At 43.7% G+C, this 26,507-nt stretch carries 19 protein-coding genes; 6 read left to right on the top strand and 13 right to left on the bottom strand.

Going from position 1 to position 26,507, the window contains the following annotated elements:
- Positions 1–43: 43 nt before the first annotated feature.
- The 4 genes from ahpC to FTU42_RS00685 form a co-directional block, all read right to left on the bottom strand.
- Positions 44–607 (bottom strand): alkyl hydroperoxide reductase subunit C, encoded by a 564-nt coding sequence (gene ahpC / locus FTU42_RS00700; RefSeq protein ID WP_159138370.1) that lies wholly within the window; start codon positions 605–607, stop codon positions 44–46.
- Positions 608–937: 330 nt separating this feature from the next.
- Complete coding sequence (gene ssb, locus FTU42_RS00695) at positions 938–1,528, bottom strand: single-stranded DNA-binding protein (RefSeq protein WP_005095120.1); 591 nt, start codon at positions 1,526–1,528, stop codon at positions 938–940.
- A gap of 51 nt (positions 1,529–1,579) precedes the next feature.
- Positions 1,580–2,944 carry an MFS transporter gene (locus tag FTU42_RS00690; RefSeq protein WP_100354914.1) on the bottom strand — a complete coding sequence of 455 codons (1,365 nt, stop codon included), beginning with the start codon at positions 2,942–2,944 and terminating at the stop codon, positions 1,580–1,582.
- A 164-nt stretch (positions 2,945–3,108) separates the two neighbouring features.
- Entirely contained in the window at positions 3,109–4,197 is a 1,089-nt protein-coding gene (locus tag FTU42_RS00685) for a DUF475 domain-containing protein (RefSeq protein ID WP_005095114.1), read from the bottom strand.
- Positions 4,198–4,418: 221 nt separating this feature from the next.
- Here FTU42_RS00685 and tenA point away from each other — a divergent pair, with 221 nt between their 5' ends.
- The 3 genes from tenA to uvrA all read left to right on the top strand — a co-directional run bounded on the left by tenA (position 4,419) and on the right by uvrA (position 8,907).
- Complete coding sequence (tenA, locus tag FTU42_RS00680) at positions 4,419–5,090, top strand: thiaminase II (RefSeq protein WP_180077989.1); 672 nt, start codon at positions 4,419–4,421, stop codon at positions 5,088–5,090.
- Positions 5,091–5,528: 438 nt separating this feature from the next.
- Positions 5,529–5,897 carry a hypothetical protein gene (locus FTU42_RS00675; protein WP_005095110.1) on the top strand — a complete coding sequence of 123 codons (369 nt, stop codon included), beginning with the start codon at positions 5,529–5,531 and terminating at the stop codon, positions 5,895–5,897.
- 181 nt (positions 5,898–6,078) lie between these two features.
- Entirely contained in the window at positions 6,079–8,907 is a 2,829-nt protein-coding gene (uvrA, locus tag FTU42_RS00670; protein ID WP_159138375.1) for an excinuclease ABC subunit UvrA, read from the top strand.
- A gap of 32 nt (positions 8,908–8,939) precedes the next feature.
- Here uvrA and FTU42_RS00665 read toward each other — a convergent pair whose 3' ends face one another.
- The 4 genes from FTU42_RS00665 to FTU42_RS00650 form a co-directional block, all read right to left on the bottom strand.
- A complete protein-coding gene (locus FTU42_RS00665) occupies positions 8,940–9,455 on the bottom strand; it encodes a hypothetical protein (protein ID WP_180082905.1) in 516 nt (171 codons plus the stop codon).
- Positions 9,456–9,509: 54 nt separating this feature from the next.
- Complete coding sequence (locus FTU42_RS00660; RefSeq protein WP_180051326.1) at positions 9,510–10,442, bottom strand: IS5 family transposase; 933 nt, start codon at positions 10,440–10,442, stop codon at positions 9,510–9,512.
- A gap of 7 nt (positions 10,443–10,449) precedes the next feature.
- Positions 10,450–11,709, bottom strand: coding sequence for a P-loop NTPase fold protein (locus FTU42_RS00655; RefSeq protein ID WP_180082904.1), 1,260 nt, complete (start codon positions 11,707–11,709; stop codon positions 10,450–10,452).
- Between the two features lie 65 nt (positions 11,710–11,774).
- A complete protein-coding gene (locus FTU42_RS00650; RefSeq protein ID WP_100534515.1) occupies positions 11,775–13,481 on the bottom strand; it encodes a diguanylate cyclase in 1,707 nt (568 codons plus the stop codon).
- Positions 13,482–14,595: 1,114 nt separating this feature from the next.
- On the opposite strand from FTU42_RS00650, the gene omp33-36 reads away from it, so the two are divergent.
- A complete protein-coding gene (gene omp33-36 / locus FTU42_RS00645) occupies positions 14,596–15,489 on the top strand; it encodes a porin Omp33-36 (protein WP_257225538.1) in 894 nt (297 codons plus the stop codon).
- An 82-nt stretch (positions 15,490–15,571) separates the two neighbouring features.
- On the opposite strand, the gene FTU42_RS00640 is transcribed toward omp33-36, so the two are convergent.
- From FTU42_RS00640 to FTU42_RS00625, 4 genes are all read right to left on the bottom strand, one after another.
- A complete protein-coding gene (locus FTU42_RS00640; RefSeq protein ID WP_100329495.1) occupies positions 15,572–17,542 on the bottom strand; it encodes a choline BCCT transporter BetT in 1,971 nt (656 codons plus the stop codon).
- 177 nt (positions 17,543–17,719) lie between these two features.
- Complete coding sequence (locus FTU42_RS00635; protein ID WP_100534518.1) at positions 17,720–18,436, bottom strand: ion channel; 717 nt, start codon at positions 18,434–18,436, stop codon at positions 17,720–17,722.
- Positions 18,437–18,664: 228 nt separating this feature from the next.
- Positions 18,665–20,371, bottom strand: a complete 1,707-nt coding sequence (locus FTU42_RS00630; RefSeq protein WP_100354923.1) for a cation acetate symporter — start codon at positions 20,369–20,371, stop codon at positions 18,665–18,667.
- A gap of 1 nt (position 20,372) precedes the next feature.
- Complete coding sequence (locus FTU42_RS00625) at positions 20,373–20,705, bottom strand: DUF485 domain-containing protein (protein WP_004890697.1); 333 nt, start codon at positions 20,703–20,705, stop codon at positions 20,373–20,375.
- Between the two features lie 181 nt (positions 20,706–20,886).
- Between FTU42_RS00625 and FTU42_RS00620 the strand changes: the two genes are divergently transcribed.
- A complete protein-coding gene (locus FTU42_RS00620) occupies positions 20,887–24,378 on the top strand; it encodes a PAS domain-containing hybrid sensor histidine kinase/response regulator (RefSeq protein ID WP_074383882.1) in 3,492 nt (1,163 codons plus the stop codon).
- A gap of 410 nt (positions 24,379–24,788) precedes the next feature.
- Positions 24,789–25,550, top strand: coding sequence for a hypothetical protein (locus tag FTU42_RS00615; RefSeq protein WP_005173201.1), 762 nt, complete (start codon positions 24,789–24,791; stop codon positions 25,548–25,550).
- Positions 25,551–25,630: 80 nt separating this feature from the next.
- Here the strand turns inward: FTU42_RS00615 and FTU42_RS00610 are convergent, their stop codons facing one another.
- Entirely contained in the window at positions 25,631–26,281 is a 651-nt protein-coding gene (locus FTU42_RS00610; protein ID WP_004281370.1) for a response regulator transcription factor, read from the bottom strand.
- Between the last annotated feature and the right edge of the window lie 226 nt (positions 26,282–26,507).

Genomic DNA, 26,507 nt, shown 5'->3' with positions numbered 1-26,507 from the left:
GCACTAAGTGCTGGATTTTTTGCTTTGAAATAAAGTGAGCGAATTAGATTTTACCCACTAAGTCAATTGAAGGAGCAAGAGTTGCTTCGCCTTCTTTCCATTTCGCAGGACATACTTCACCTGGGTGAGCGTGTACATATTGCGCTGCTTTCACTTTGCGAAGCAGTTCAGCTGCATCACGACCAATACCACCGGCATTGATTTCAATAATCTGGATTTTACCTTCTGGATCGATCACGAAAGTACCACGATCTGCCAGACCTTCAGCTTCAATCAATACTTCAAAGTTTTTCGCCAAAGTCCAGGTTGGATCGCCGATCATTGGGTACTGGATTTTACCAATTACGTCAGAGGTATCGTGCCAAGCTTTATGGGTGAAGTGCGTATCGGTTGATACACCATAAATTTCTACGCCCATTTTCTGGAATTCAGCATATTGATCAGCAAGATCGCCTAATTCAGTTGGACAAACAAAAGTAAAGTCAGCAGGATAGAAGAATACAACCGACCATTTACCTTTCATGTCCTGCTCGGACACTTCCACAAATTGACCCTTGTGGTAAGCAGTGGCGTTGAATGGTTTGATTTCAGTATTGATTAAACTCATGAGACCTTTCCTCGTATATTGGTGAGATTGTTCATTCGATGAAGATAGAATACGAAAATTTCTTAAATAGGTAAAACCGTAAGTTTTTATAAAAATAATCGTTTTTTTAGATTTAAGATTTCTATGAGAATTACTGATCTGATTGATTTGCTCAATATGGAACCTAGAATTTGGAACATAAGCCGAGCAGTTGAAATATAATTTTTTGCAACTTAGATTAGCAATCATAAAGCTCTGAGCTCTATCAAAACTAAACAAAGCAAATTCAAGATATAAAAAAACCCACCGGATTCAGGTGGGTCTTGGATGAAGATTTACCGTTCTGATAAGTTAAAACGGAAGATCATCATCTAAATCAGCTGCAGGCGCTGCTGTTGGTGCAGGTGCAGATTTCGGTGCAAAACCACTCGGGTTATTGTTGCCATAACCGCCACCCTGATTGTTGTTGAAACCGCCTTGCTGCGGCGCTGAACCATAACCCGACTGCGGATTATTGCCATAACCGCCACTTTGGTTGTTACTCGCCTGATTATTGTTATTAAAACGTGGCTGGTTAAAACTGTTGTCGCCCTGCTCGCCTTGTGAACGATTCGAGTCCAGCATCTGCATTTGATCACCACGGATTTCCGTTGTATAGCGCTCCTGACCATTTTGATCAGTCCACTGACGGGTACGTAATGAACCTTCAATATATACTTTAGAACCTTTACGCAGGTATTGCTGCGCAATTTCGCCTAAACGGTTATGCAACACGATACGGTGCCATTCCGTTTGTTCTTTACGTTCACCGGTACTTTTATCTGTCCACGAATCGCTGGTAGCAATCGAAAATTGAGTGAGAGAACCACCATTTGCAAAAGTTTTGGTTTCCGGATCTTTACCCAAAGTACCCACTAAAATGACTTTATTTACACCACGCATTTGCTGTTTACTTCCTATATATTTCTGTATTTTACTTTATAAGAGTTATGCTTAAATGGCTACCTCTTTACCTAACAAGTGCGTTAATTGTTGTCGCGAAGCATCATCAATCTGCTGTTTATCGACTTTTATATAGGCAACTTGCTGTTCAGCCATCACCACGACTTCTTCAATACCACGAATCGCCAAAAGCTGAGAAGTCCATTCGTCAGTTTGTCTGCTTTCCGGCAAACGCAGCACCAGTGATGAAAGATAGCGTGGCTGAGCTAGCCCGAAACTCATCAGCAGCCAAACAATCGCAATCCCGGTCAGGATACTCCAGCCCATCGAGGTATTATTGAGCAGCAACAATTGACCACCGATCATCCCCCCAAAGAAGGCACCCAAAAACTGGCTGCTGGCATTCACGCCCATTGCCGTCGCTTTAGACTGGATCGGTGCAGCTTTAGACAGCCAGGAAGGCAATAAGGCCTCCATCACGTTAAAGGCAATAAAGAACAGGCCCAGGCCAATGAGCAAGATATATTTGGATTCAAAACCAAAGACCATCACCATTAAACCCAGAATAATACCGCCAATCGCCACCAGAAAAATCGCGCGCATTTTGTGGTATTTTTCTGCCAGAATAATACTCGGAAAAGCAAAGAACAGACTTAGTACCAACAGGGGTAAATAGACCAAGCCATGACTGGAAAGCGGCAGATCTGCAAACTCGATCAGCTGCGAAGGCACATAAATAAACATGGCTGTGAGCAATAAATGCAGGGTAAACACAGATACATGCAGACGATTCAGATCGCCAATCTGGAGCACCTGTTTCAGTTGGGTCAGATAACCCTGTTGAAAGTTTTTATGATGGCGCGTGACTTTAGGCACCATAAACAGCATCGCAATGGCAGCCAATCCCATCACCGTGGTGACCCAAAACAATCCCGAAATGCCAACCAGACCTGTCAGCCAAGGCCCGAGACTAAATGCCACCACAAAAGACAGACCAATACTCATGCCCATGATTGCCATGGCTTTCATGCGGTTTTCTTCACGCGTGACATCGGCCAGTAAGGCCATGACGACAGCGGATACTGCGCCACCACCGGCAATGGCACGACCGATAATCACGCCATAAATGCTGTCAGACATGGCTGCAATCGCACCACCCAAGGCAAACAGCAGCAGTCCTAAAACAATCAAAGGCTTACGGCTGTAGCGGTCTGCAATCAGGCTAAATGGTATCTGTAATAAGGCCTGAGTCAAACCATAGACCCCGACCGCCAAACCGATCAGTGCAGGCGTTGCATCGTCATAGGCCTGCCCTGCCACAGAAAACACCGGGATAATCATAAACAACCCCAACATGCGCAGTGCAAAAATACTGCTCAGGGCAAAGGTTGAACGACGTTCTAAAGCATTCATCATAAATTATGGCGATTGGGTTAATTAATCTGGAGCCCAGATTATAGGACATTCAGCTCATGAAGAAGACATGAATTTTATTTGAAATAAAGATGATGCTGATCTAAAAATAAAAAAAGCGCAGCCGGAGCTACGCTTTTTTATACTGCCATTTCAGTCAAATGGACTTATTGACCCAAAGCTGCCTGACGTTTTTTGTACTGAATGGATGCGATAACCGCCCAGACAATAAATGCCACACCGATCAAACCGGTCACCACTTCAGGAACATGTAAACCTGTACCGCTGGCAATCATAATAAATGCCAGTGCACCAATCGCGTAGTGCGCACCATGCTCCAGGTAGATATAAGCATCTAAAGTGCCTTTTTCGACCAGATAAATCGTAATCGAACGGACAAAGATCGCACCAATGGCCAAACCGAGCATGATCACGACAACATCTGAAGTAATCGCAAAGGCACCAATCACGCCATCAAAACTGAAAGAGGCATCGAGGACTTCCAGATACAGGAAACCACCAATACCCGCTTTGACGACACCTGTTGGAGCGCCATTGCTGTCATGACCAACGGCATTACCATGTTCATCAATTTCTGGCTCGCCACCGAGTAAATGGCTCAAGACCTGAACACCAATATAAATCACGATACCCCAGATCCCTGCCATGGTCACCACCAGACGCTTCGCTTCGTCGACATTGGCTGCCATAATCAGCAAAGCCACCAATGCCACGAATACCGACAAAGCCGGGACGCTGGCTAAATTTGCCAAACGGCGTTCAATCAGACGGAACCAGTGGGTGTCTTTTTCATTATCTAAGAAGAAGTTTAAGAACACCATTAACAAGAATGCGCCACCAAATGCCGCAATTTCCGGATGATGTTCCATTAAACGTGCGGAATATTCTTTCGGATCATTCAATGCCAGTTGAATCACTTCAACAAAGCCCATGTCTGCCGTTACCGCCACAATCACGATCGGGAAAATCAGACGCATACCGAAAACAGCAATCAAAATCCCCACGGTCAGGAACAGCATTTTCCAGAAATGATCCCAATGACGTAGTACCGAGGCATTGACCACAGCATTATCAAACGATAACGACACTTCCATAACAGCAAGAATGGCTGTAATGGTCAGTACCGTAAACATGGTCTTTAAGCCTGCTTCAGGCCCGTGGGTATAGCCCCAATATGCAGACAAACCAAGACACACGATCGTAAATACAATTGAGAAACCAAAATGTTTCAACATACACAACGACCTTGGATAAATTAAATAAATATATTGCGACCAGAGGACAGCAATATGAATGGAAAAAGTTGGGCTAATTATGAAACTTTTAGCGCATAAACCAAAGCACTTCCTGAGCTGTTTTAGCTTACTTTCTGTTTCTAAAATCTGCCGTTCTTTTAAACAGCCCGATCTTTGCTATAGTGCTGCATGGTTTAACTTGAACTGCGAAGGATTTCCGCATGAGTTTTTCACAAGAGCTATGGCAACGTAATCTAGGGCTTTATCAGAAGACCCTGGCTCTGCCCTTTAATCAGCAACTGGCACAAGGCACATTAAGCCGTGAGGCCTTTAGTCATTATGTGATTCAGGATGCACATTATTTATTGGCCTATGGCCGTGCACTGGCAGTCTGTGCCGCCAAAGCATTTGAGGCAGATGATGTGATTCAGTTTGCTGAAGCCGCCAAAATTGCGATTGTGGTGGAGCGTAGCCTGCATGACGGTTTTATGCAGGATTTTGGCATTAGCAAAGACCAGTTCGAAACTACTCCTCTGACGCTGGCTTGCCATCATTATACCTCTTATCTCACTTCAACTGCCTGGTCAGAAAGCTACCCGGTGGTGCTGGCCTCGTTACTGCCATGTTTCTGGATTTATGCAGAAGTCGGCAAAGATATAGTCGATAATTCTGCACTGAATAATCCTTATCAGGCCTGGGTGGATACCTATTCAGGCGAAGAATTCCACACGGCTGTGCGTAATGTAATTGCGACCATTGACCGTGTTGCGGCGCGCGTTGATGCCGATACGCTGGAAAAAATGCACCAAGCTTATACGCATGCGGCCCGTCTGGAATGGTTATTCTGGGACAGCGCCTTTGAGCAACGCCAGTGGCCTGGTCTGGACCAATAAGATGCACAAAAAAAGTCCTGTTTAAGACCGAAATGCCAGTCAGTTAAGAAATTGACTGGCATTTTCTTTTTTAAATTCATAATTATATTTAATAGCTGGAAAAGTCACCCACTGGGCAAAACCAAAGTAACAACTGATTTACAGGTTTTTTAATTTAAAACCTTAAGACTCCGTCGTGGATGACTAAAAAATTAAAGAGTCTATTTCTAAACGCCTTAACTGATCAGTATTACTGTTGAAGATTGGGCTTCTTTATCTTATCGATTAAAATCGGATCTATTGTCATCAATTGATCATAAAAACGGCTTAGTCTGGGAAAAGAACAACAAAACTGCTGAGTGGCGAGTAAGCTAAACCTAGCTATTCACCACACATTGCCGCATAATAAATGAGAATAATTATCATTTAATGGTTTAGTCCCAGAAAGAGGCATCAGATATGGACACTTTAGGTACCGAGGCGATTCGGGCATTTTTTACGGTGCAATGTTGCTGGTTGAATAATGAAGAAATTTATCTGGAACAGGGCTGTCTGGATTGTGGTTCAGCAGCAACTTACCTGATTTACCATACCAACACGCATATCCAGAAACATCTGCTGAAATTTATTGAAAAGTACCGCTGTCATCAGGCCCGTCGTAATGATTTGCTCGACCTGGATTTTTTCGAACAAGACTATGAGGGCTTTTTGCAAATTCTGGAAAATGAAGTTAATTTCTATGCACGTCTGCATCATGATATACCACGTGACACCTGCTTTGAGGATGTTGAATCGATCTTTGAACGCCGCTATGCAGCAGCTTGTTAAGAACTTCCCTCACGTCTAGTCATTCTGAACAGTGAAGCGATCTACTGTGATATTTCTCGGTATTGTGATGAATTGACCAATCACCGACATAACTTGACGTTTAAAATACTTTTATTTGCACTTGAACATTTTTCATCCGGTATCATATAAGGGTTTTTGATGAATATTCTAGGATCCTTGCATGAGCCAAAGCCACATCCGTATTCGAGGCGCACGTACCCATAACCTGAAAAATGTGAACCTTGATATACCACGCGACAAGTTTGTGGTGATTACGGGACTGTCTGGTTCAGGTAAGTCCTCGCTTGCCTTTGATACCTTATATGCCGAAGGTCAACGCAGATATGTGGAATCGCTGTCTGCCTATGCACGCCAGTTTCTTTCACAAATGGAAAAACCGGAAGTCGATTCGATTGAAGGTCTCAGTCCAGCCATCGCGATTGAACAGAAATCGACCAGCCATAACCCGCGTTCTACCGTGGGTACCATTACCGAAATTTATGACTACTTACGTCTGCTGTATGCACGTGTCGGTACGCCCTTCTGTCCAGAACATGACCTGCCGATGGTGGCACAAACCGTCACGGAAATGGTCGATGCAGTCAAAGTGCTGGAAGAAGGCACAGCCTTGATGCTGCTTGCCCCGGTGGTGCGTGAGCGTAAAGGTGAATATACCGCCTTATTTGAGCAGTTACAGAGTCAAGGTTTTGTCCGTGCCCGCGTCGATGGCGAGATTATGGAAATTGATCCGCCACCAGAACTGGACAAAAAGAAAAAACATACCATTGAAGTCGTGGTCGACCGCTTTAAAGTCCGTGATGATCTGGGCAACCGTATTGCAGAAAGTTTTGAAACTGCACTGCGCCTCGGTGGCGATATTGCGATTTTATCCTGGATGAAGGATGAACATGATGATCGGGTATTTTCTGCCAAGCATTCCTGCCCGGAATGTGACCGCGCTGTCGCAGAACTGGAACCGCGTTTATTCTCGTTCAATAACCCTTTTGGTGCCTGTCCGGTCTGTGATGGTCTCGGCACCCGCAGTCATTTTAGTGCCGATAAACTGATTCCCAATCCTGAAGTCAGTGTCAGTCAGGGTGCGATTCGTGGCTGGGACCGTCAGCGTCCTTATTATTACGGCATGATCCAGAAAGTCGCCGAGCATTTTGGTTTTTCTTTAGAAACGCCGTGGAATGAACTGGATGCCGACACCAAGAAAAAATTCCTGTACGGCACCGGCAAAGAAAAAATTGATCTAAGTTATATCGATGAGCGTGGCCGTCGTCATAATCGGGTGATTCCGTTTGAAGGGATTTTGCCGCATCTGGAACGCCGCTACCGTGAAACTGAAAGTAATTATGTGCGTGATGATCTGGCGCAGTATCTGTCCAATGCTGCCTGTGATGCCTGTGATGGTTCACGGCTGAATGAAATCTCGCGGAATGTGAAAATTCTGGACAAGACCATTGCCGACATTACCCGCATGTCGATTGGTGATGCCGAAAGCTATTATCAGGACATTAACCTAGAAGGCGCACGCGGAGAAATCGCCGACAAGATTTTCAAGGAAATCCGTGAACGTCTGCACTTCCTGGTCTCAGTCGGTCTGAATTATCTCAGCCTGTCGCGTTCTGCCGAAACGTTATCTGGTGGTGAAGCGCAGCGTATTCGTCTGGCTTCCCAGATTGGTGCCGGCCTGATGGGCGTGATGTATGTGCTGGATGAACCCTCAATTGGTCTGCATCAGCGTGACAATGACCGTCTGCTGCAAACCCTGATCCGTCTGCGAGACTTGGGCAATACCGTCTTGGTGGTCGAGCATGATGAAGATGCAATTCGTGCCGCCGATCATATTATTGATATTGGCCCCGGTGCAGGTGTACATGGTGGACATGTGATTGCTGAAGGGACTTATGATGAAATTCTGGCCAATCCTGACTCACTGACCGGACAATATTTATCCGGAAAATTAAAAATTGAAGTGCCGAAAAAACGGATTCAACCGCCTAAGCCTGAACAACAAATCAAGCTGATGGGTGCATCCGGACATAACCTGAAAAAAGTCGATCTGACCATTCCGTTGGGCATCATGACCTGTGTCACCGGGGTATCCGGTTCGGGTAAATCAACCCTGATTAACCGTACCCTGCTGCCTTTGGCGGCAACCCAGCTGAATGGTGCAACCACCTTAACATCGGAAAAGTTTGAATCGATTGATGGCTTGCAATTCCTCGACAAAGTCGTCGATATTGACCAGAGTCCGATTGGACGAACCCCGCGTTCCAATCCAGCCACTTATACCGGTTTATTTACCCCGATTCGTGATCTGTTTTCACAAACTCCGGAAGCTAAAGCGCGTGGTTATGCCGCGGGTCGTTTCTCGTTTAACGTGAAAGGTGGGCGCTGTGAAGCCTGTGAAGGTGACGGCATGATCAAGGTAGCGATGCATTTCCTGCCAGATATGTATGTGCCTTGCGATGCCTGTCATGGTAAACGTTATAACCGTGAAACGCTGGAAGTAAACTATAAGGGCAAGAATATTTCTGATGTATTGCAGATGACCGTTGAAGATGCCATGCATTTCTTCGATGCCATTCCCGTCATTCACCGTCGTCTGGAAACATTGCATCAGGTCGGTTTGGGTTATATCCGTCTGGGTCAGTCTGCGACCACGCTTTCCGGTGGTGAAGCGCAGCGTGTCAAACTGGCACGTGAACTGGCCAAACGCGATACCGGTCAAACCCTGTATATTCTGGATGAACCGACCACGGGTCTGCATTTCCATGATATTGCCAAGTTGCTGGACATCCTGCATCAGCTACGTGATAAGGGTAATACCATTGTGGTGATTGAGCATAATCTGGATGTGATTAAAACTGCTGACTGGGTGGTGGACCTTGGCCCTGAAGGCGGTTCTGGTGGCGGTATGATTGTCGCGGAAGGTACACCTGAAGAAGTCGTGAAAGTGAAAGCGTCACATACAGGTAAATTCTTGAAAGCGTTGTTGTAATATTTTTAAAAGGAGCTCAAATGAGCTCCTTTTTAATTATCTAATCTTGAAATCAAGTAGTTCATATAGTTTCTATAAAATTCTGATTTCTGTCCTCTTTCTAGGTATATTTCTTTAACCATACTTCTGAACTTGTATCCAAAATCTGATTCATTTTCTCTCTCTAGTATCTTCTTAACAATATAGCTACTATTTATAGACTCAAATCTAGAATCACCAGATACTTGATCAAATAAAAATCTCTCCCAGTCTTGTTTAGTTGCACACTTTACAGATAACTCATCCTCGTTATTCCATCCTTGTTTAACATATATTTGAAAAACCGCATTGATCAAAGAAGGTAAGTTGTCTGTATTTGAATCAAAACTCTCTATAATGTTTTTAAATATTGGTCTTATCTCACCAAAACTATCAAAATTATAAAATAATCTTTTATTCTTCTGAATTTTTTGTTTTATCCACTCACTAGTAATTTCTTCTAACTCTCTAACTTTTTCTACTTCGCCAAAAACTTCTAACAATGTAATAGCAAAACTTACATTACCCAAACGGCTTTGTTGTATAAAGGTTTGAAAGGCTGAACTCCTCTAAGTAATCCAAATTTAAGAGACAACTTGGGTATGCGGGCGACCTAATTCTGTGAATTTATTCAAAACCGCTACGCGTGCGTGGATCTCATTTACCTGACTCGGAAAGCTCCTTGCTGTTAATTTATCGCCTAATAATTTAATGCAATGCATTTTGGTTTCCACCAAACTTCGACGGTGATAATCAGACCACTTTTTCCAAAGGGACCTACCTAGCCGTTTGACTGTCTTTAATAATTCGTTCCGCTCTAGAGACCTCGCTTGTTGATCTTTCCAAGGCTTTGCATTCTTCCTAGGTGGAATGATCGCATATGCATCTCGATCTAAAATGACTTCTCGGCAGTGCTTTGTGTCATAAGCACCATCTGTATAAACAGAATCAATTTTTTCATCCAAGGGAATTTGAGCAAGTAAATCTTCGAGTACTTGTGAGTCGCTGACATCATTTGTGGTGAGTTGTACTGCACGTATTTGCAGGGTTTTAGCATCTATACCAATGTGAAGCTTACGCCATTGGCGACGATATTCAGCCCCATGTTTCTTGCATTTCCATTCACCTTCACCAATAAACTTCAAGCCAGTAGAATCTACGAGTAGATGTAGCCCATTACTACTTTTTTGATAGCTAATCGCAATATCAATATGCTTTTGTCTACGACAAAGGGTGGAATAATCCGGAGCTGTCCAATCTAATCCAGAGAGTTTAATCAAGCTTTGAACAAAACCTGTGACCATGCGTAAAGAGAGTCGGAATAGCGATTTGATCATTAAGCAGCATTGAATCGCTGTATCAGAGTAGGTTTGATTTCGACCTTGCTTGCCTTGTGATTGTGCATACCACTGAGTCTTTGGATCAAACCAAATGGAAATATTACCTCGGTTGATTAAAGCTCGGTTATAGGATGACCAATTGGTTGTACGGTAGATTTTAGAAGCAGGCTTATTCATTTGGAAATTATATTGCTGAATAAGCCTTCCATGCTGGCTTTATGCAACAAAGCCTACCCAAACTATCTAACCCAATCATTTTTTTGGTTATCTCAAATAATTGATTAGGAAATTTCACATCTGCTTGTATCTGCCAAAATACTTCAAACATTCTATGAAATTCATTTTTTAATCTATTATTTTCTTCTGAAATCAGATCTGAATTAGCCAATTTTCGCAGTTCTTCAAAATTAGGATTACCTTTTTGATCAAAGTACTTTTTAAACTCAATTAGCCATTCATCAGCATGAACAAAATCATAATCTAATGATTTTAAACTTTCATATGTTTTTAATTTTTGTTCAGACCAACCTTTTTGTTTATTTTCAGATACTAACTTGATATCTTCCCATTCAAACTCATATTCCTTACCAAAATCTTCAATAAAATATCCTTGTAACACTCGAATCAAAATAATTTCTTTTGTTGTATCTGCTACTTGCTCAGATAACTGCTCTAAGAATTGCTTACATAAATTAATAACTTTCTGAAAAAATCTAAAATTATGAATTTCTAATTTTTCTGCGAATTCAACCATCAAATCAATTAATGGTGCATCTATGCCTTGAGTATTTGCACGAATCAAAGGTTCAACAGTAGTTATTTTGATTTCTGCATCAATTAACTTTTCTTTGTATTCAGTATATTTATTATCTTCGCTTTTTGACTCATCTAAAATCAAAATTACTTGGCAATTTCTTTCAAGCTTTAATTGATTTGCTAAACCCATAACATCTTGAATTTTAATTTTTTCAGACAACCTTTCAAAATCATCAAAGCAAATAATTGAATTTTTTACCTCTGAATAAAGTAAGGAATCTATTAACTTTGAACTCGAACTTACTCCATAATGAGAAAGTTTTATATCTTTGAATTGGGCTAATGAACTTTTAACAAGTTGAGGTATACCATAATGAGTATGTATATTTCTAGAATGTGGATTCCAACCAATTTTTATGGCAATTTCATTCTTTAGAGCATCTAAAGTTTCTATGCCGAACAATGAAACATAAGCATATTTTTTATTCTCAAATACATTTATATGATTTAATTTACTTGCATAATAATAGAAATTACTAACATTTTTATGCTCTTCAAGAGTTTGGTTTTTTAGAAAATTTTTCCAAAAAAAAGTTTTACCCACTCCCCAATATCCAGTAATAGCCACAGCCATACCTTTGTTTTCATTTTCTCGAAATATTCGTTCTAATCTTTGTTCTGGTTTCATCTTTATTAGCATCTAAGAGTAATAAATTGGCTTAAATTTAAATTAAAAAGGACTGGGCTAAGAATTTAAACCTCAGCCACCACATTCCGTCCCTTCGCTTTGGCTTTAAACAAAGCATCATCGGCATTTGACAACAAAGCCATCCAGGAAACAGCCCCAATCGCCACCCCGATACTGACCGAAATCTGGATCTCATCTCCTAGCGCAGTCAGAATATAGCGCTCAGCCACTTCAGCCCGGATTTTATCTGCAACGATCAGTGCCTGATCCATCTCAATATTTTCAATCAGTACCAGAAATTCATCGCCACCATAGCGCACCAGCAAATCCGTCGCCCGAACATTGGCCTTTAAACGTTCGGCCACCAGTTGAATCACCTGATCACCCACAATATGCCCATACCGATCATTCACCTGTTTAAAATGATCAATATCGATAATCATCAAACAGGTTTGGCTCAGTTGGCCCGGCTGATTTTCCAGAAAACGGATATATTCTTCTAGCGCGAAACGGTTGGATAATCCGGTCAAAGAATCGGAATGGGCAATATTCTTTAAACGGAACTCTAGCGCATCACGTTCTTGCAACATCTGTTGCAATTTCTGAATGGCAGCGAATAAAGAATCAGAATGATTCACTTCACGCAGCCGCATATCAATTTTCTGACGACCCGAGTTTTTAGACAAACTCAACAACATGCGGCGTGCCTGAATTAGCGGCAGAAAAACCTGTTTACGTGCAAAAATCATGGTTGAAATCGCGGTCAGCAATGAAATCAGCGATACCAACACGCTCCAGATCAAACGCTGCATATTGCTGTTCATCTCTTGAATAGCGGCATCTCTGCTATATTGCAGCAGGTAAGTTTGCAGGTCTACCACAGTCGCAAATTTATCTACGATCGCTTCAGTCAGCTCTGTTCCGCTCAAACGGTAGTCACGTTGCTCCAGACTGTCACTGATCAGCTCACTCACAATCGGTAAGCCTTGCTGAATAAACTCGGTTTCTACCCGCCGATGTAAACGGATGAATTCCTCAGTCTTATCTTGAACAGGTTGAATGGTATCAATCAAGGCCCACAAATAACGCACCTGATGTTGGGTCTGTAAAGAGCGGGTAATATTTTCAGTGGGAAGCGGAGCTTCAAAAGTCACATGTGCCATGATAGACGAGGCCACACGACCGGCCTGATCACGTAAATCTGATAAAAATAGAATCTGGCTAATATAGTTATTCAGAGGGGTCGATGAGCTATCTGAAGCCACCGCCACGTCACGCAAAAGTTCACGGCAACTTTCCCAGGCAGCAAACATCGCCAGAATCGCCTGATCAAGTTCCTGAGCACTGCGCAGCTGACGCGGCATCTGGGTATAAGCATCAACCTGTGCACGCCCTTTTTTCAAACTATTCTCAAGCTGTGAAAGTTGCTGACTCAGGTTGTTAAAACCGACCTCCGTCAAGACATCAGCCGTCTGGGAGAGCTGCCGATCCACCTGTTGACGGTAGCTGATTAACTCTTGCTGATGCTGGGCAAATTCCTGCACCGAACTGGACATGGCCTTATTGGCAGGCGCACGCTCACGCGAAATTTTATTTGCCAGGTCAGCGACCTGCTGCAATGCATTCAATTGTTGATAGGTTTGTCTGGATTTTAAATAACTTTGACTGCTACTCACAATTAAGGGAATACAGATACAAAGTAAACATAAAATAATAATCGACATCGACCAGTACAAACGTTTACTGATCCACTCAGAGCGTAAGGTATTCATGCTGTTGTATTACGCCCCAATATGACAAGCAAAGCTAAATAGATTGATTATTATACAAATAAAATGAAATACTCTTAAAGTAGGTAATTCAACTTAGTTAATGTTTTTTCTATATTTTTTTGATTTTAATTTTTAAAAGCGCTACTTTTTAAATTCAGGCTAAAGTTTTATGGGTTTTATCCTACAAAAAATACAACACAAATACAGGACTTTTAAGCATTAAAAAAAATATCAAAACTTGCTTTCCGCACTATTTACACATGCAACAATTGGGTGCATAATGCACCGCATTAGGGCGAGTTAAATTATTCCTCAGCAGATATTTTAGTTTACCCGCAAATTTTGGCGAAAAAACCCCAGTTTTCTATGAAAACTGGGGTTTTTTTTAGTGCTTATATTTTTAGGTCATCTATTAATGAATTAATATGCACCATTTTAGTGCTTTATTTTTACTATTTTTATTGCTGAAGTTCATTGCTACAGAACAGTTTCTATCTTAGAAGATGAATAGAAAGTAAATAAAAAATGCGGATAAAAAAAAGCCCAACCTTGGGGAAAGCTGGGCCAATAAAAAAATTGTGGAGAATCACGTTAAATCATAATGAAACATGAACTTTAACCTGATACTGATATTATGTAAAAATCTATTAACAATGTAAAGCCGATTGGCCTAGTCGAGATTAAAAAGCATCACATTTTGGTTCAAAAAAGAGACACCTATTACAATTCTAGAGGAATTCTGCATTAAATTTGTACAATTTATAATAAAGCGTGATGAATTATATAATTCATCTTATATTTTTTGACATATTTATGAATTTATCCTTAAAACATAAATTGAATTTTACGATAAAAAATCAATAATCAATTTAATTAATGAATAATAATATCCACACATTTTCTTCTTAATCTTTGACGTAGTGTTCTATTTTTAAGCTCTAGCTTTTTGTTATAAAACAAATTTTACATAAAATTCAATTTCAAGCTAAATAGATGAATATTACACAAAACTAATACATTATTTTAAGACGAAAAAATACTAAATTCAAAGCGGATTGACTTAATAAATTGTTACAATACAATACGTTCTATGTTGTACATCTTTTGTAACAAAATGGTAAATATCATGAAAAAACTAGGTTTAGCCACTGCTGTATTATTAGCGATGACCGGTGCTCAAGCATATCAATTCGAAGTTCAAGGTCAGTCAGAGTACATCGATAACACTGCAAATGACAAAGACTTCACTGGTGCTGTTCAAGGTACTTATTACTTCAAAGATGTAGATGCGTCTAAAGGTCCTTTAGCTGAAGCTGCTTTCCTAAACCAAGCGTCTAATGTTGCTCTAGCGTATAGCTATGGCGAAAATGGTCAAGAAGAAGCTGGACGTTCACGTACTGTAAATCATACTTACGGCGTGAAAGGTGAAACTTATATCCCAACTAAAGTTGTGCCTGTTTATGCAAGCGCTTCTTATAGCCATACAATTGCTGATAATAAAGCTGGTGACGTAGACGGCAATGGTGACCGTTATGCATTAGAACTAGGTGCATTACTAATCCCTAACTTCTTGGTTGCTGTTGGTTATACCAGCGTTGCTGACCAGACTTCTTATGACGCTTTCAACATCGTTTCTAATGGCGTTGCTAAAGCTGCTCTTGAATCTGCAACAATTAATGAAGACCAAGACGCAATCACTGCACGTACTAAATACGTAGGCGCGATTGACGGTACAAACATGTCAATTGGTTTTGAATCTGGTTTAGTTTATGGTGAAGACACTGCCTACAACCTAGGTACTACGCTTTTCCTTAACCCACAGTTAAGCGTTGGTGCATCTTATATGGAATCTAGCTATGCTGGTTCTCCAGACAAAGCTTGGGGTGCGAACGTTAACTACTTCATCACTCCTGCTGTTGCAGTTGGTGCATCTTATGTAAATGCTAATGCTGAAGGCGAAGCACTTGATACACAAACTGTTGGCGTAAATGCTAAATTCCGTTTCTAATTTTTAATTAGATGCTGAATAGAAAAAAGGACGCTTGATGCGTCCTTTTTTATTATTGCTTGATTTTCAGATTTAGATACGCTTATTCCGGTGTACGTACCAGACTTAAGAAGTGCAAATGACGTTCATATTGGTCAATGATGTCCTGTAATAGATCTTCTTGCGTCCATTCCATCACATCATAGCCCTGCCCGCCTTCTCTTAAAAAGACTTCTGCCTGATAGGAATCTACGCCCGCATTCTCCAGTTCAGACATAAAGCTTGGACTTAAAGTCTGGGTGGCATTGACCTGATAGATAAAATTAATTTCATCCTGATGATCAACACGGAGCTGTATACCGTCTTCTAGCGGGCTAATCGCCACGTGTAATCGGCGCCGTTTCAATTCACTTTGAAAGCTGAGAAATGCCTTATTCACTGTATTGTGAATATACTGCTGCACCTCTTCCTGAGTGTGCGGATAATGCATAATCAGGCCTAATCGCTGTTGCCAGCTGCGTGGATTCTGGATTGCACGCGGGGTGATCCGTGCAGCTTGCAGCGCATGCATTTTGGTGACATCCAGATGTAAGGCTTTGATTAATCCCCAGCACATCAGCAGCATAATGAATGTAAATGGCAAAGCACTCATGATCGTGGCCGATTGCAAAGCCTCTAAGCCTCCTGCCAGTAAAAGGATGATAGCCAGTAAAGCCATGAGTACGGTCCAGAACAGACGCTGCCAGGTCGGTGAATTTTCACTTTTTGCTGTCAGATAATCAGTCACCAATGCTCCTGAATCGGCAGAAGTCACAAAGAACAGCATCACCAGTAAAGTCGCAATGATACTGGTCACTGAGCTGAAAGGCAGATTAGCTAAAAATTCGAATAGAGCCACAGAGGAATCACGTTGAACTGCTTCTAGCAAGCTGGTATTGGCTTCATGCATAATGCTATACAGCGCAGCATTGCCCATAAAGCCCATCCAGATCAGGGTAAATCCAGTCGGGATCAGCAATACACCCACGATAAATTCACGAATACTGCGCCCTTCCGAGACCCGGGCAATAAACATCCCGACAAATGGCGACCAGGAAATCCACCAGGCCCAGTACATGATGGTCCAGCCCCCAATCCAGCCACTTGGCTGATAGGCATACAGATTAAAGGTCATACTGAACAGATTTGAAACATACTGGCCGGCATTCTGAATAGTCGTCTGTAACAGATAAATACTCGGACCTGCCACAAAAACAAAAATCAGCAACAGCAGTGCAAGTACCAAATTTAGTTCAGATAAACGTTTAATTCCTTTGTCTAATCCAAAAAATACGGAAGTCGCCGCCATGGCACTGACCACAATAATCAAAATGACCTGAGTACTGGGTGCCTGTTCAATCCCGAACAAATAGTTCAAACCTGAATTGATTTGGGTCACCCCGAAACCAAGCGTGGTGGCCACACCAAATACCGTACCAATGGTGGCAAAGGTATCGACGCCATCTCCAATCGGACCATAGATCTTTTGACCAATCAGTGGATACAAGGCCGAACGGATTTTTAAAGGCAATTGATGCCGGTAAGCAAAATAAGCCAAGGATAGGCCAACAAGCGTATAAATAGCCCAGGCATGTAAGCCCCAGTGGAAAAAGGTGACCCGCATAGATTGTTGTGCAGCCAGTACAGTTTCCGGTTCACCGGCAGGTGGCGTGACATAATGCATCACCGGTTCGGCCACGCCAAAGAACATCAGTCCAATCCCCATTCCTGCGGTGAATAACATCGCAAACCAGGAGGCACTGCTATATTTCGGCTGGCTATGGTCGGGTCCCAGTTTGATTTTGCCCATATCCGACAGGGCAATATAAACCAGAAGGATGAGAAATATCGCCACCGACAATACATAGAACCAGCTAAAGGACGTAGTAATCCACTGGTTCAGTTGCTGGGTGAAAACTGAAAAAGCATCGGGTGCAAAGACGACTAAAGCTAAGAAAATCGCAATAATCGTGACGGTACTAATAAAAACATTTGGATTGATATTGGCAAACCAAGATGGTTTTGTGGAAGGCATACATCCCCCATTTTTAATAAATTGAATTGCCGTGAGGCTTACATCATTATTGACAAGTACAAACGATCTCGCAGAATTTACTGCTGTAATAGATACGTTTGATTTTCAACATTTTAAAATGTAAAGACGAATAAAGCAGTGAAGTTACTGTAACCCGATCATTCCAAGGGTTGTCTCTTACTCATCCGGACTTCTATGTTGATTTTCTGCACTATTTTGTTTAGGCAGATGGGAAATATAATGTAAGGCAATCAGGCGAGAAACAATCAGGGCCAAATACATCACCCCGACAAACATCTGGATAATTGCCAGCATCCGTGCCAGCGGACTGACCGGCATCACATCCGACAAGCCCGTGGCGGACTGGACACTAAAGCTGAGAAAGATCAAATCCAACCAAGGCTGATGGGCTTGCAAGTCAGGATCTGAAAAGCTATAAGGCACCCATAACTGGCAGACACTATAAAGAAAAGCAAAGCCCCAGGCCAGTAAGGTAAATACCGCTCCAGCTGCAAAGAGTTCATCTTTGGTAAGATAGCGGTCATGAAACATATAACGCAACAGGCCATAAGCAGCACTAAAATATGCACTGGCTTCAAACAGATTCGCCGTCACATAGACCCAGGTATAGCGCAGGCCCAAAACAATCAGTGAAGAAAATAGAATTGCCCCGGCTACAAAGCTAAGTCCTAAAATGGTAAACATCGGCGTCTGGCGAATGACCTTGGCAATGACCAGTAACACCAGGACACCGAGCATCCAGGTGACTGCTCGATAGGGCAGGTTTTCATAACTCAACATGGACAAGATCAAAATCAGCAATTGCAAACAAAGCAGCCATGCTGAGGGCAGATGGGTAAAGCTGTGCCAAAACTGCTGCAAAGATTGCTTCATACTGCCCTTCTTGTTTGTCTAGTCATGCACGCATATATTGTTATTTTATCAGGCTTAACATAGCATGATTAAAGCAGTATATAGCTGTACGATTTGTATGCAAAGATTGAAAAAATCAAAGTAAAATCTAGCGCACCCAAATTCAGTATGGCGCTTGCTCTAAAAAATTTGGAGCATAAGGGCATAAAAAAAGCCCCTGACGGGGCTTTTTTTAGCGTAGCGGAGATCTTAGTGATCCGATGCGCCTGAGATACCAATACCAGTTTGTGAGCGTACAAACTGCGCATCAAAGGCTTTGCGTTCTGCCTGAGCCTGTGCCGAATTATCCGTCACAGAGAACAACCAGCAGCAGAAGAATGACAATGGCATCGCGAAGATTGCAGGACCATTGAACGGGTTTACTGGCGTATCAGAAATACCCAAAGTATCGACCCATACTGCTTTAGACAGCACAATCAAGGTTACTGCTGTTACCAGACCTGCAACACCACCAATCACTGCACCACGTGTCGTCAAGCCTTTCCAGAACATAGACAATACCAGTACCGGGAAGTTGGCACATGCTGCAACCGAGAATGCCAGACCGACCATGAAGGCTACGTTTTGTTTCTCGAATAGAATCCCGAGAATCATTGCAAAGATCGCAAGACCTAAAGTCGCAATCTTAGACATACGTAGTTCAGAGGCAGGCGTAGTTTGGCCTTTCTTCAACACGTTGGCATACAAGTCATGCGAAATAGCTGAGGCACCTGACAGAGTCAAACCAGCAACGACTGCAAGAATCGTGGCAAATGCAACTGCAGAAATGAAGCCCATGAACAGGTCGCCGCCCACTGCATCAGACAGGTGCACCGCCGCCATATTGTTACCACCAACAAGCTCCAGCTTGCCAGTCACCGCCATTTTTGCAACATCAAGGAATTGCGGGTTGTTCGATACATACAGAATCGCACCGAAACCAATGATGAAAGTGAGCAGGTAGAAATAACCAATAAAACCTGTAGCAACCACTACTGATTTACGCGCTTCTTTGGCATCTTTTACCGTGAAGAAACGCATCAGGATATGTGGAAGACCTGCTGTACCAAACATCAATGCCAGACCTAAAGAAATCGCATCAATCGGATTAGACGCCAGACTACCCGGACCCATGATCTTGGTCGCATCTGTCAGGCTCAAGTCATGTACTTTTGAATAAACACCAATCGCCTGTTCAAACATGTTGGTAAAGCTGAAGCCCACGCCTTTCATGACCATGAATGCCATAAAGGTCGCACCAGACAGCAACATTACCGCCTTGATGATCTGTACCCAGGTGGTTGCCAACATACCGCCGAAAATTACGTAGGCCATCATCAACAAGCCAACGATCACGACTGCAATGTTATAGTTCAGACCGAATAGAAGTTTGATCAGCTGACCTGCACCCACCATCTGTGCAATCAGGTAGAACGCAACCACAACCAGCGAGCTTAAAGCAGCCAAGGTACGTACCGGTTTTTCCTGCAAGCGGAAAGATACTACGTCTGACAGGTTGTATTTACCCAGGTTACGCAGACGTTCTGCCACCAGGAACAATACGATCGGCCAACCGACCATAAAGCCCAGTGAATACAGCAAGCCATCAAAGCCTGACAGGAACACCATCGCGGAAATACCCAGGAATGATGCTGCTGACATATAGTCACCGGCAATGGCCAGGCCATTCTGGAAACCAGAAATACCGCCACCGGCCGTATAGAAATCTGTGGTGCTGGTGGTTTGTTTCGCTGCCCATTTGGTAATGAACAGTGTTGCACCTACGAAAATCACAAACATGATAATTGCAGGCCAGTTGGTTGGTTGCTGTTCTGCTGCACCCAAGTCAGGACCAGCGAAAGCCATACCTGAAGCCATAAGGGTGGTCGCCAGGGCAATAAGAGAATTCCATTTCATCTTAACGTGGTCCTTTTTCATGAGCGATTGCTTCAACTTCACGGATTGCTTCTTCGGTCAATTGATCCAGTTTGTTATTGGCAATGTAGGAATACACACCACACAAGAGAAACGACAAAACAATGATGCCCAGACCGAGTGGAATACCCCACGTGGTCACACCACCTGAAAGTGAAGACAATAGAAACTCTTTGTTATAGCCGACCAAAAGCATGAAGCCGACATAAACGAATAACATGATTGCCGTAAGCGTCCAGCTAAGACGACTTTTCTTGGCAACCATTTCTTTGAATTTTGGATTTTGTAGAATGCGATCTACTTGTACCTCATCCATAATTACTCTCCTGAAGCCCAACCTTGGGCCGACTATTTTTAATTCGAATTATCACTATTACAACTTAACAAGAATCCTATGTTATTGTAATTTAGACTTTGGTCGTTAAAAAATGACCAATTTAAACTGCAGCGTTCATGATGCGCTATCATAGCGGCATGCTCAGCACACATCAGGCTATATGAACAGTTGGCTCATCATAGGGGTACTTGCCCTCTATATCGCATTGCTCTTTATCTGCGCTTTTTACGGGGAAAAACATGCCAGCCGGCTGAGTACCCGTGGGCGCATGCTATTGTTTAGTTTAACTTTAGGGGTGTACTGTTCATCCTGGACCTTTTATGGCGCTACCGGCGCTGCAGTACGGGAAGGCATTATTTTCCTGCCGATCTATCTTGGCCCGCTGTTATTCGTTGCCGTCGGTTATGATATCTGGCGCCGATTAGGACGGGTACGACAGCATCATGCGATTTCCTCAATCGCGGACTTTGTCGCGGCGCGCTATGGTAAAAGTGGCCCGCTGGCATCGCTGGTCACCATTCTGGCAGTGGTCGCGATTGTGCCTTATCTGGCTTTACAGCTACGCGCCATTGCCCTGAGTGCCGCAGTCATTCTGGAACCATCTGCCGGAATTGCCAACACCACCAATGGGGTGCTGTTTTTGACCGGTGTACTGGCCATTCTGGCGATGATCTTTGGCACCCGGCAGATTGCCAATACTGAACAGCATGGCGGTCTGATGCTGGCCGTGGCCTTTGAATCCTTTGTCAAGCTCTTTGCCCTGCTGGCAGTCGCCTGTTTCTTTATGTTTGAAGCACCAGGAAATATGGCACAGATCAGCACAGATATCAGTACCACCTTCCGTGATGTCCAGCTGTTTGGGGTTCCGCAAAGTTTCTGGGTTCAGACCTTGCTGGCAGCCCTGGCAGTTATCTGCCTGCCACGCCAGTTCCATGTGGCAGTGGTGGAGCTGCGTGATGAAAAACATATCCGCGGTGCACGGCGCTGGTTTGCGGTTTATCTGATTCTGACCACGCTGGCGATTATTCCGATTGCCAGCTGGGCATTGCATGCGGCGCCGCAATATCTGGCAATTCCAGATGTGGCGGTCCTGTCCTTACCCCTCAGCTATAATCAGGACTGGCTCACTTTATTGGCATTCTTGGGCGGCTTTTCCGCATCTACCGGGATGCTGCTGGTGTCTTCTGTGGCACTTTCCATCATGCTCAGTAATGATCTGATCATGCCAGCGCTATGGCGTTTAAAACTGATTTCCCGACATGATAAACGCTTGCCGCTGGTACTGAAATTTACCCGCCGGATCTGTATTCTGGGCGTGATGTTGATGGGCTTCCTGTTCTTCAACTTCTTTAATGATATTGATCAGCTTTCTGTTTTTGGCCTGTTGGCCTTTAGTGCCGTAGCACAATTCGCCCCTGCCCTGATCGGTGGCCTCTACTGGCGCGGTGGTAGTAAGCAGGGCGTATATGCGGGTCTGTTGACCGGTTTTGCCTTGTGGTCCTATACCCTGCTATTTCCCACCATTCTGCGCAGCCTGCCAGAAGCCTATCACCGCTTTAGCCAAAATCTGCTCACTAACGGCCCTTTTGGCTGGAACTGGTTACGTCCTGAAGCGCTGATCGGTTTCGAATCGTTTGATCCGCTGACGCATGGGGTGGTCTGGGCACTGGGCCTGAATACAATCCTATATATTTGGATCTCGCGGATTTTCCGTCCGAGTATTGCCGAACAGATTCAGGCTGAAAGTTTCTTCTATTATGAAACCAAGCCACTGCCATCGCAGAGTCCCTCAACTGAAGTCAGTTATTCGCATCAGGATGTGGCGCGTTTAAAAGTCGGCGATCTGATTACCCTGGCCAAGCGCATTACCGGTGAAGGGCCCACTACCCGCGCTTTTCAGCAATTTTGCACCCAAAACAGTGTCGAACTGAATGAAAACAGCAGCGCCAATGGCATGTGGTGGCGTTTTACCGAACAATATCTGGCCGGTACCATCGGGGCAGCTTCGGCACGTACCCTGCTGACCACGGCCATGGTCAATAATGGCCTGGCCTTGGGTCAGGTCGCCAACATTCTCGATCAGGCCTCGCAATGGCAACGTTTTAACCAGAATCTGATCATGACCATGATTGATCACATGACCCAAGGGGTCAGCGTAGTCGATGAAAACATGTGTCTGGTGGCCTGGAATAATCAGTATCTGAAACTGTTCGATTATCCGACCGATATTGTCTATGTCGGCTGTCCAATCGCAGATCTGATCCGTTATAACGCCGAACGTGGTGAATGTGGGCCGGGTTCGGTCGAAGAACATGTCCGCAAGCGTATTCACTGGATGCAGGTCGGCAGTGCCCATGAATTTGAACGGATTCGTAAAGATGGCCGGGTCATTCAGATGCGTGGTAATCCGATCGAAGGGGGTGGTTTCGTTACAACTTTCGCCGATATTACTGCCTTCCGTGAAAATGAAGCCGTCTTGGAAGCCCGGGTTCAGGATCGTACTCAACAGCTGGCCGATGCCCTGTCCGAGCAGCAACTGGCGCGTGAACAGGCCGACAAAGCCAATATGTCGAAAAGCCGCTTTATCGCCGCCGCCAGTCATGACCTGTTGCAGCCGATGCATGCGGCGCGTCTGTTCAGTACTGCCTTGGAACAAAGCGTCCAAAATGACGAAGACCGCAAGACCTTGCAGCAACTGGATCGTGCCCTGCATGGTGCAGAAAGCATGCTGTCTGCGCTACTGGATATTGCCCGACTGGAAGGCGGTACCATTCAGCCGAAACGTCAGGCCTATCCGCTACATGACCTGCTGAGTGATCTGGAACTGCAGTTTAAATCCATTGCGGCACAACGTGGCATTCAATTCAGTGTGCATGATGCGCAGTTCTGGATTGATACCGATCCACAGTGGATTCGCCGGATTATCCAGAACTTTGTCAGTAATGCGCTGCGTTATACCGCCAAAGGTAAAGTGATGGTCGGGGTCTTACGCTCCAGTACCAAACCGAATCATATCCGCATTGGCGTCTGGGATACCGGACCGGGGATTGCCGAAGAACAACGTATCAAGCTGTTTCAGGAGTTTGAACGTTGCGGCCATACCTCTCCATGGGGTGAACAGGGCCTTGGACTGGGTCTGGCCATCGTGCAACGCATGACCAGCATGCTGGACTATCCGGTGCATGTGTATTCGGCGCTGGGCAAAGGCTCCTGTTTTATGATTGAAGTGCCTGTCATTGCAGCACCCAAAGTCGTCGCTGCACCTGTTCAGGCCGTACCACTAAAAACCAAGGCGTTTAAAATCCTGTGTCTGGATAATGATGAAACCATTCTGGAAGGGATGGCGACCTTGTTGAGCAAATGGGGTTATCAAGTCTTTAAAGCCACCGAACCAGAGCAGGCATTGAGGCTGATTCAGCAGGAAAATATTCAGGTCTGGCTGGTCGATCAGCATCTCAATCAGAACAAGATCGGTTTAGACTTTATTCTGGAACAGCGCCGCAATGATGTTCCGGTGGCGCTGATTACTGCCGATTCCGATCCGGAATTGCCACAGCGCCTGAAAGAGCTGAATATTGTATTGCTGAAAAAACCACTGAAACCTGCATCCTTACGATCATGGTTATCCGGACTGAAAATTTCTGATTCCTAAGATTGTATTGCATTCATGAATGCCCATTTTAAAGCTTAAAATGGGCATTTTTTATACTCAACTGCCACAGAAAATCACCTAGCTTGCATAAAATTTATTCTAATGTGCTAAAAGCAGCAAATATGCCGAAAATACAGCCGAATAAATTGACCAAAATGTTCATTTTCTAATTCACCATGGCAAAAAATGACCAATCTGTACCTGTACAGCAGTACACTTATTTACAATTAATTATCTATTTGTTTTAACTCATAATTAAAGGGTAATTTTCCAGCACTATAACTTTAGTCGTATTTTTTATCAGCTATGCTTGGCTCTAAAAATAGAGGAATAAGAAACGATCAGTTTCCATCTCATACATGCCTTGATTGTTTGGGTAGCTGATCTTTCTGCATATCGGAGTTCTTCACATGAACATAGATCAAAACCATGGCCTGAATCAGGCCCAGCAGTTCCACCGTCAATATGGCGCCAATGCCTTATTGCCAAGCATTGACTGGGCACAGATCTTTAAATACAGCAAGCTGAATGATGCCCAGTATCAGGCGCTGGAAACGCTGTATCAGAGTGCAGTCCCGCTGGCACTGCAAGTTTTTGATGAATTACATTTTGATGTCTTTGAACCTTATGCTTACAAGCCGCAAGGACTGGGTCTGTTTGAACGGATTGCCGAGCAGGAAGACAAACTGCTTCAGTCTTTAGAAGCTGAAACGGCGGATCTTCCGGTGCAAACTCGTCATCAGATCTGGAGCATGTTGCTGCGTGGTGGTGCCGTCCTGGTGTTTAAGGCCTGGCTGGGTAAAGTCAAAAACGAAGATAACTGTCTGGATACCAGCCAGTTTGACGAGCTGTCTGATTTACTATTTATTAAAACCTGCCCGCATGAGCTAGCGCAGCGTTTACATGTCGATCCGAACACGCGCGATGATCATATCTTCCTGATGTATGACAATGAAGTCTATCTGGACCGTTTTAACAGTCTGGAAACGGCTGCACTCTTTGTCGATCTGGGTGTTTATGATGCGACTTTCCTGAGCCTGCGAGATGATCGCGTGGCCGAATATCTGAAATCCAAGGGTTATGTCACCGAAGATCAGATCGATGAATTGCAATGTGCCTTAAATCCATTATTCTGCGATGATTTCACCCGCAAGCAGGATTATATTGCTTAATATATGCATGCTTTTTCACTGAATTATTCAGATAAAAAAAGACCTCCAAGGAGGCCTTTTTCCATGCGGATATACAGAACTTACATTTTCCGGTCTTCAATATTCAGTGCATTAATGGCCAATACCGCTTGTGTCCGGTTTTGTACGCCAAGCTTACGGAAAATTGCAGTCACATGCGCTTTAATGGTCGCTTCTGACACGTCCAGTTCATAAGCAATCTGCTTATTCAGCAAGCCTTCGGCCACCATCATCAATACTCGGAACTGTTGTGGGGTCAAAGACTGGATCCGTTCCGCCAAAGCCGTTTCATCGGCAGCACGCGGGTCAAAGTTCATGTTGGCTGGCAGATTTGGCGGTAACCAGATCTCACCTTCCAGCACTTCGCGAATCGCTTCACCAATATGGCTTGGATGGGCAGATTTTGGAATATAGCCCATGGCACCATGCGCAATGGCACGCTGGATAATACTGACTTCTTCATGCGCAGACACGACAATGATCGGCAGCGACGGATATTGCGCGCGGACGTGTACCAAGGCAGAAAAACCTGATGCGCCTGGCAAATTTAAATCCAGCAGCACAAGATCAGGCTCGGGGCCATTTTCTAGACGTTCATAAAATTCATTGACTGCCGCAGTTTCATGAATCTGGGCTTGTGGCAGGCTATAACGTACAGCCTGAATCAAGGCATGACGAAATAGTGGATGATCATCAACGATTAAAATATTCATAGGCAACGTGAGAGAGATCTTGGCACGGTAGCCCCTATTCTAACCACACAACCCGGTTAAGGATATGCAAGACTCTACAATTTTTAAAATAATATGCAGTTTTTCTTCAAAATCACCATTTTTCGCGGTATTTCAATAATTATTTAATTCTCATCACTTTTTTATATATAACGTATTCCTAAATTAAAAAGCTTAGCTATATTCAATATAAATCTACATATCAAAA

It is taken from the genome of Acinetobacter sp. YH12102 (assembly GCF_013419125.1).
Classification (GTDB): Bacteria; Pseudomonadota; Gammaproteobacteria; order Pseudomonadales; family Moraxellaceae; genus Acinetobacter; species Acinetobacter pseudolwoffii.
This window is presented reverse-complemented; position numbering and strand designations above follow the sequence as displayed.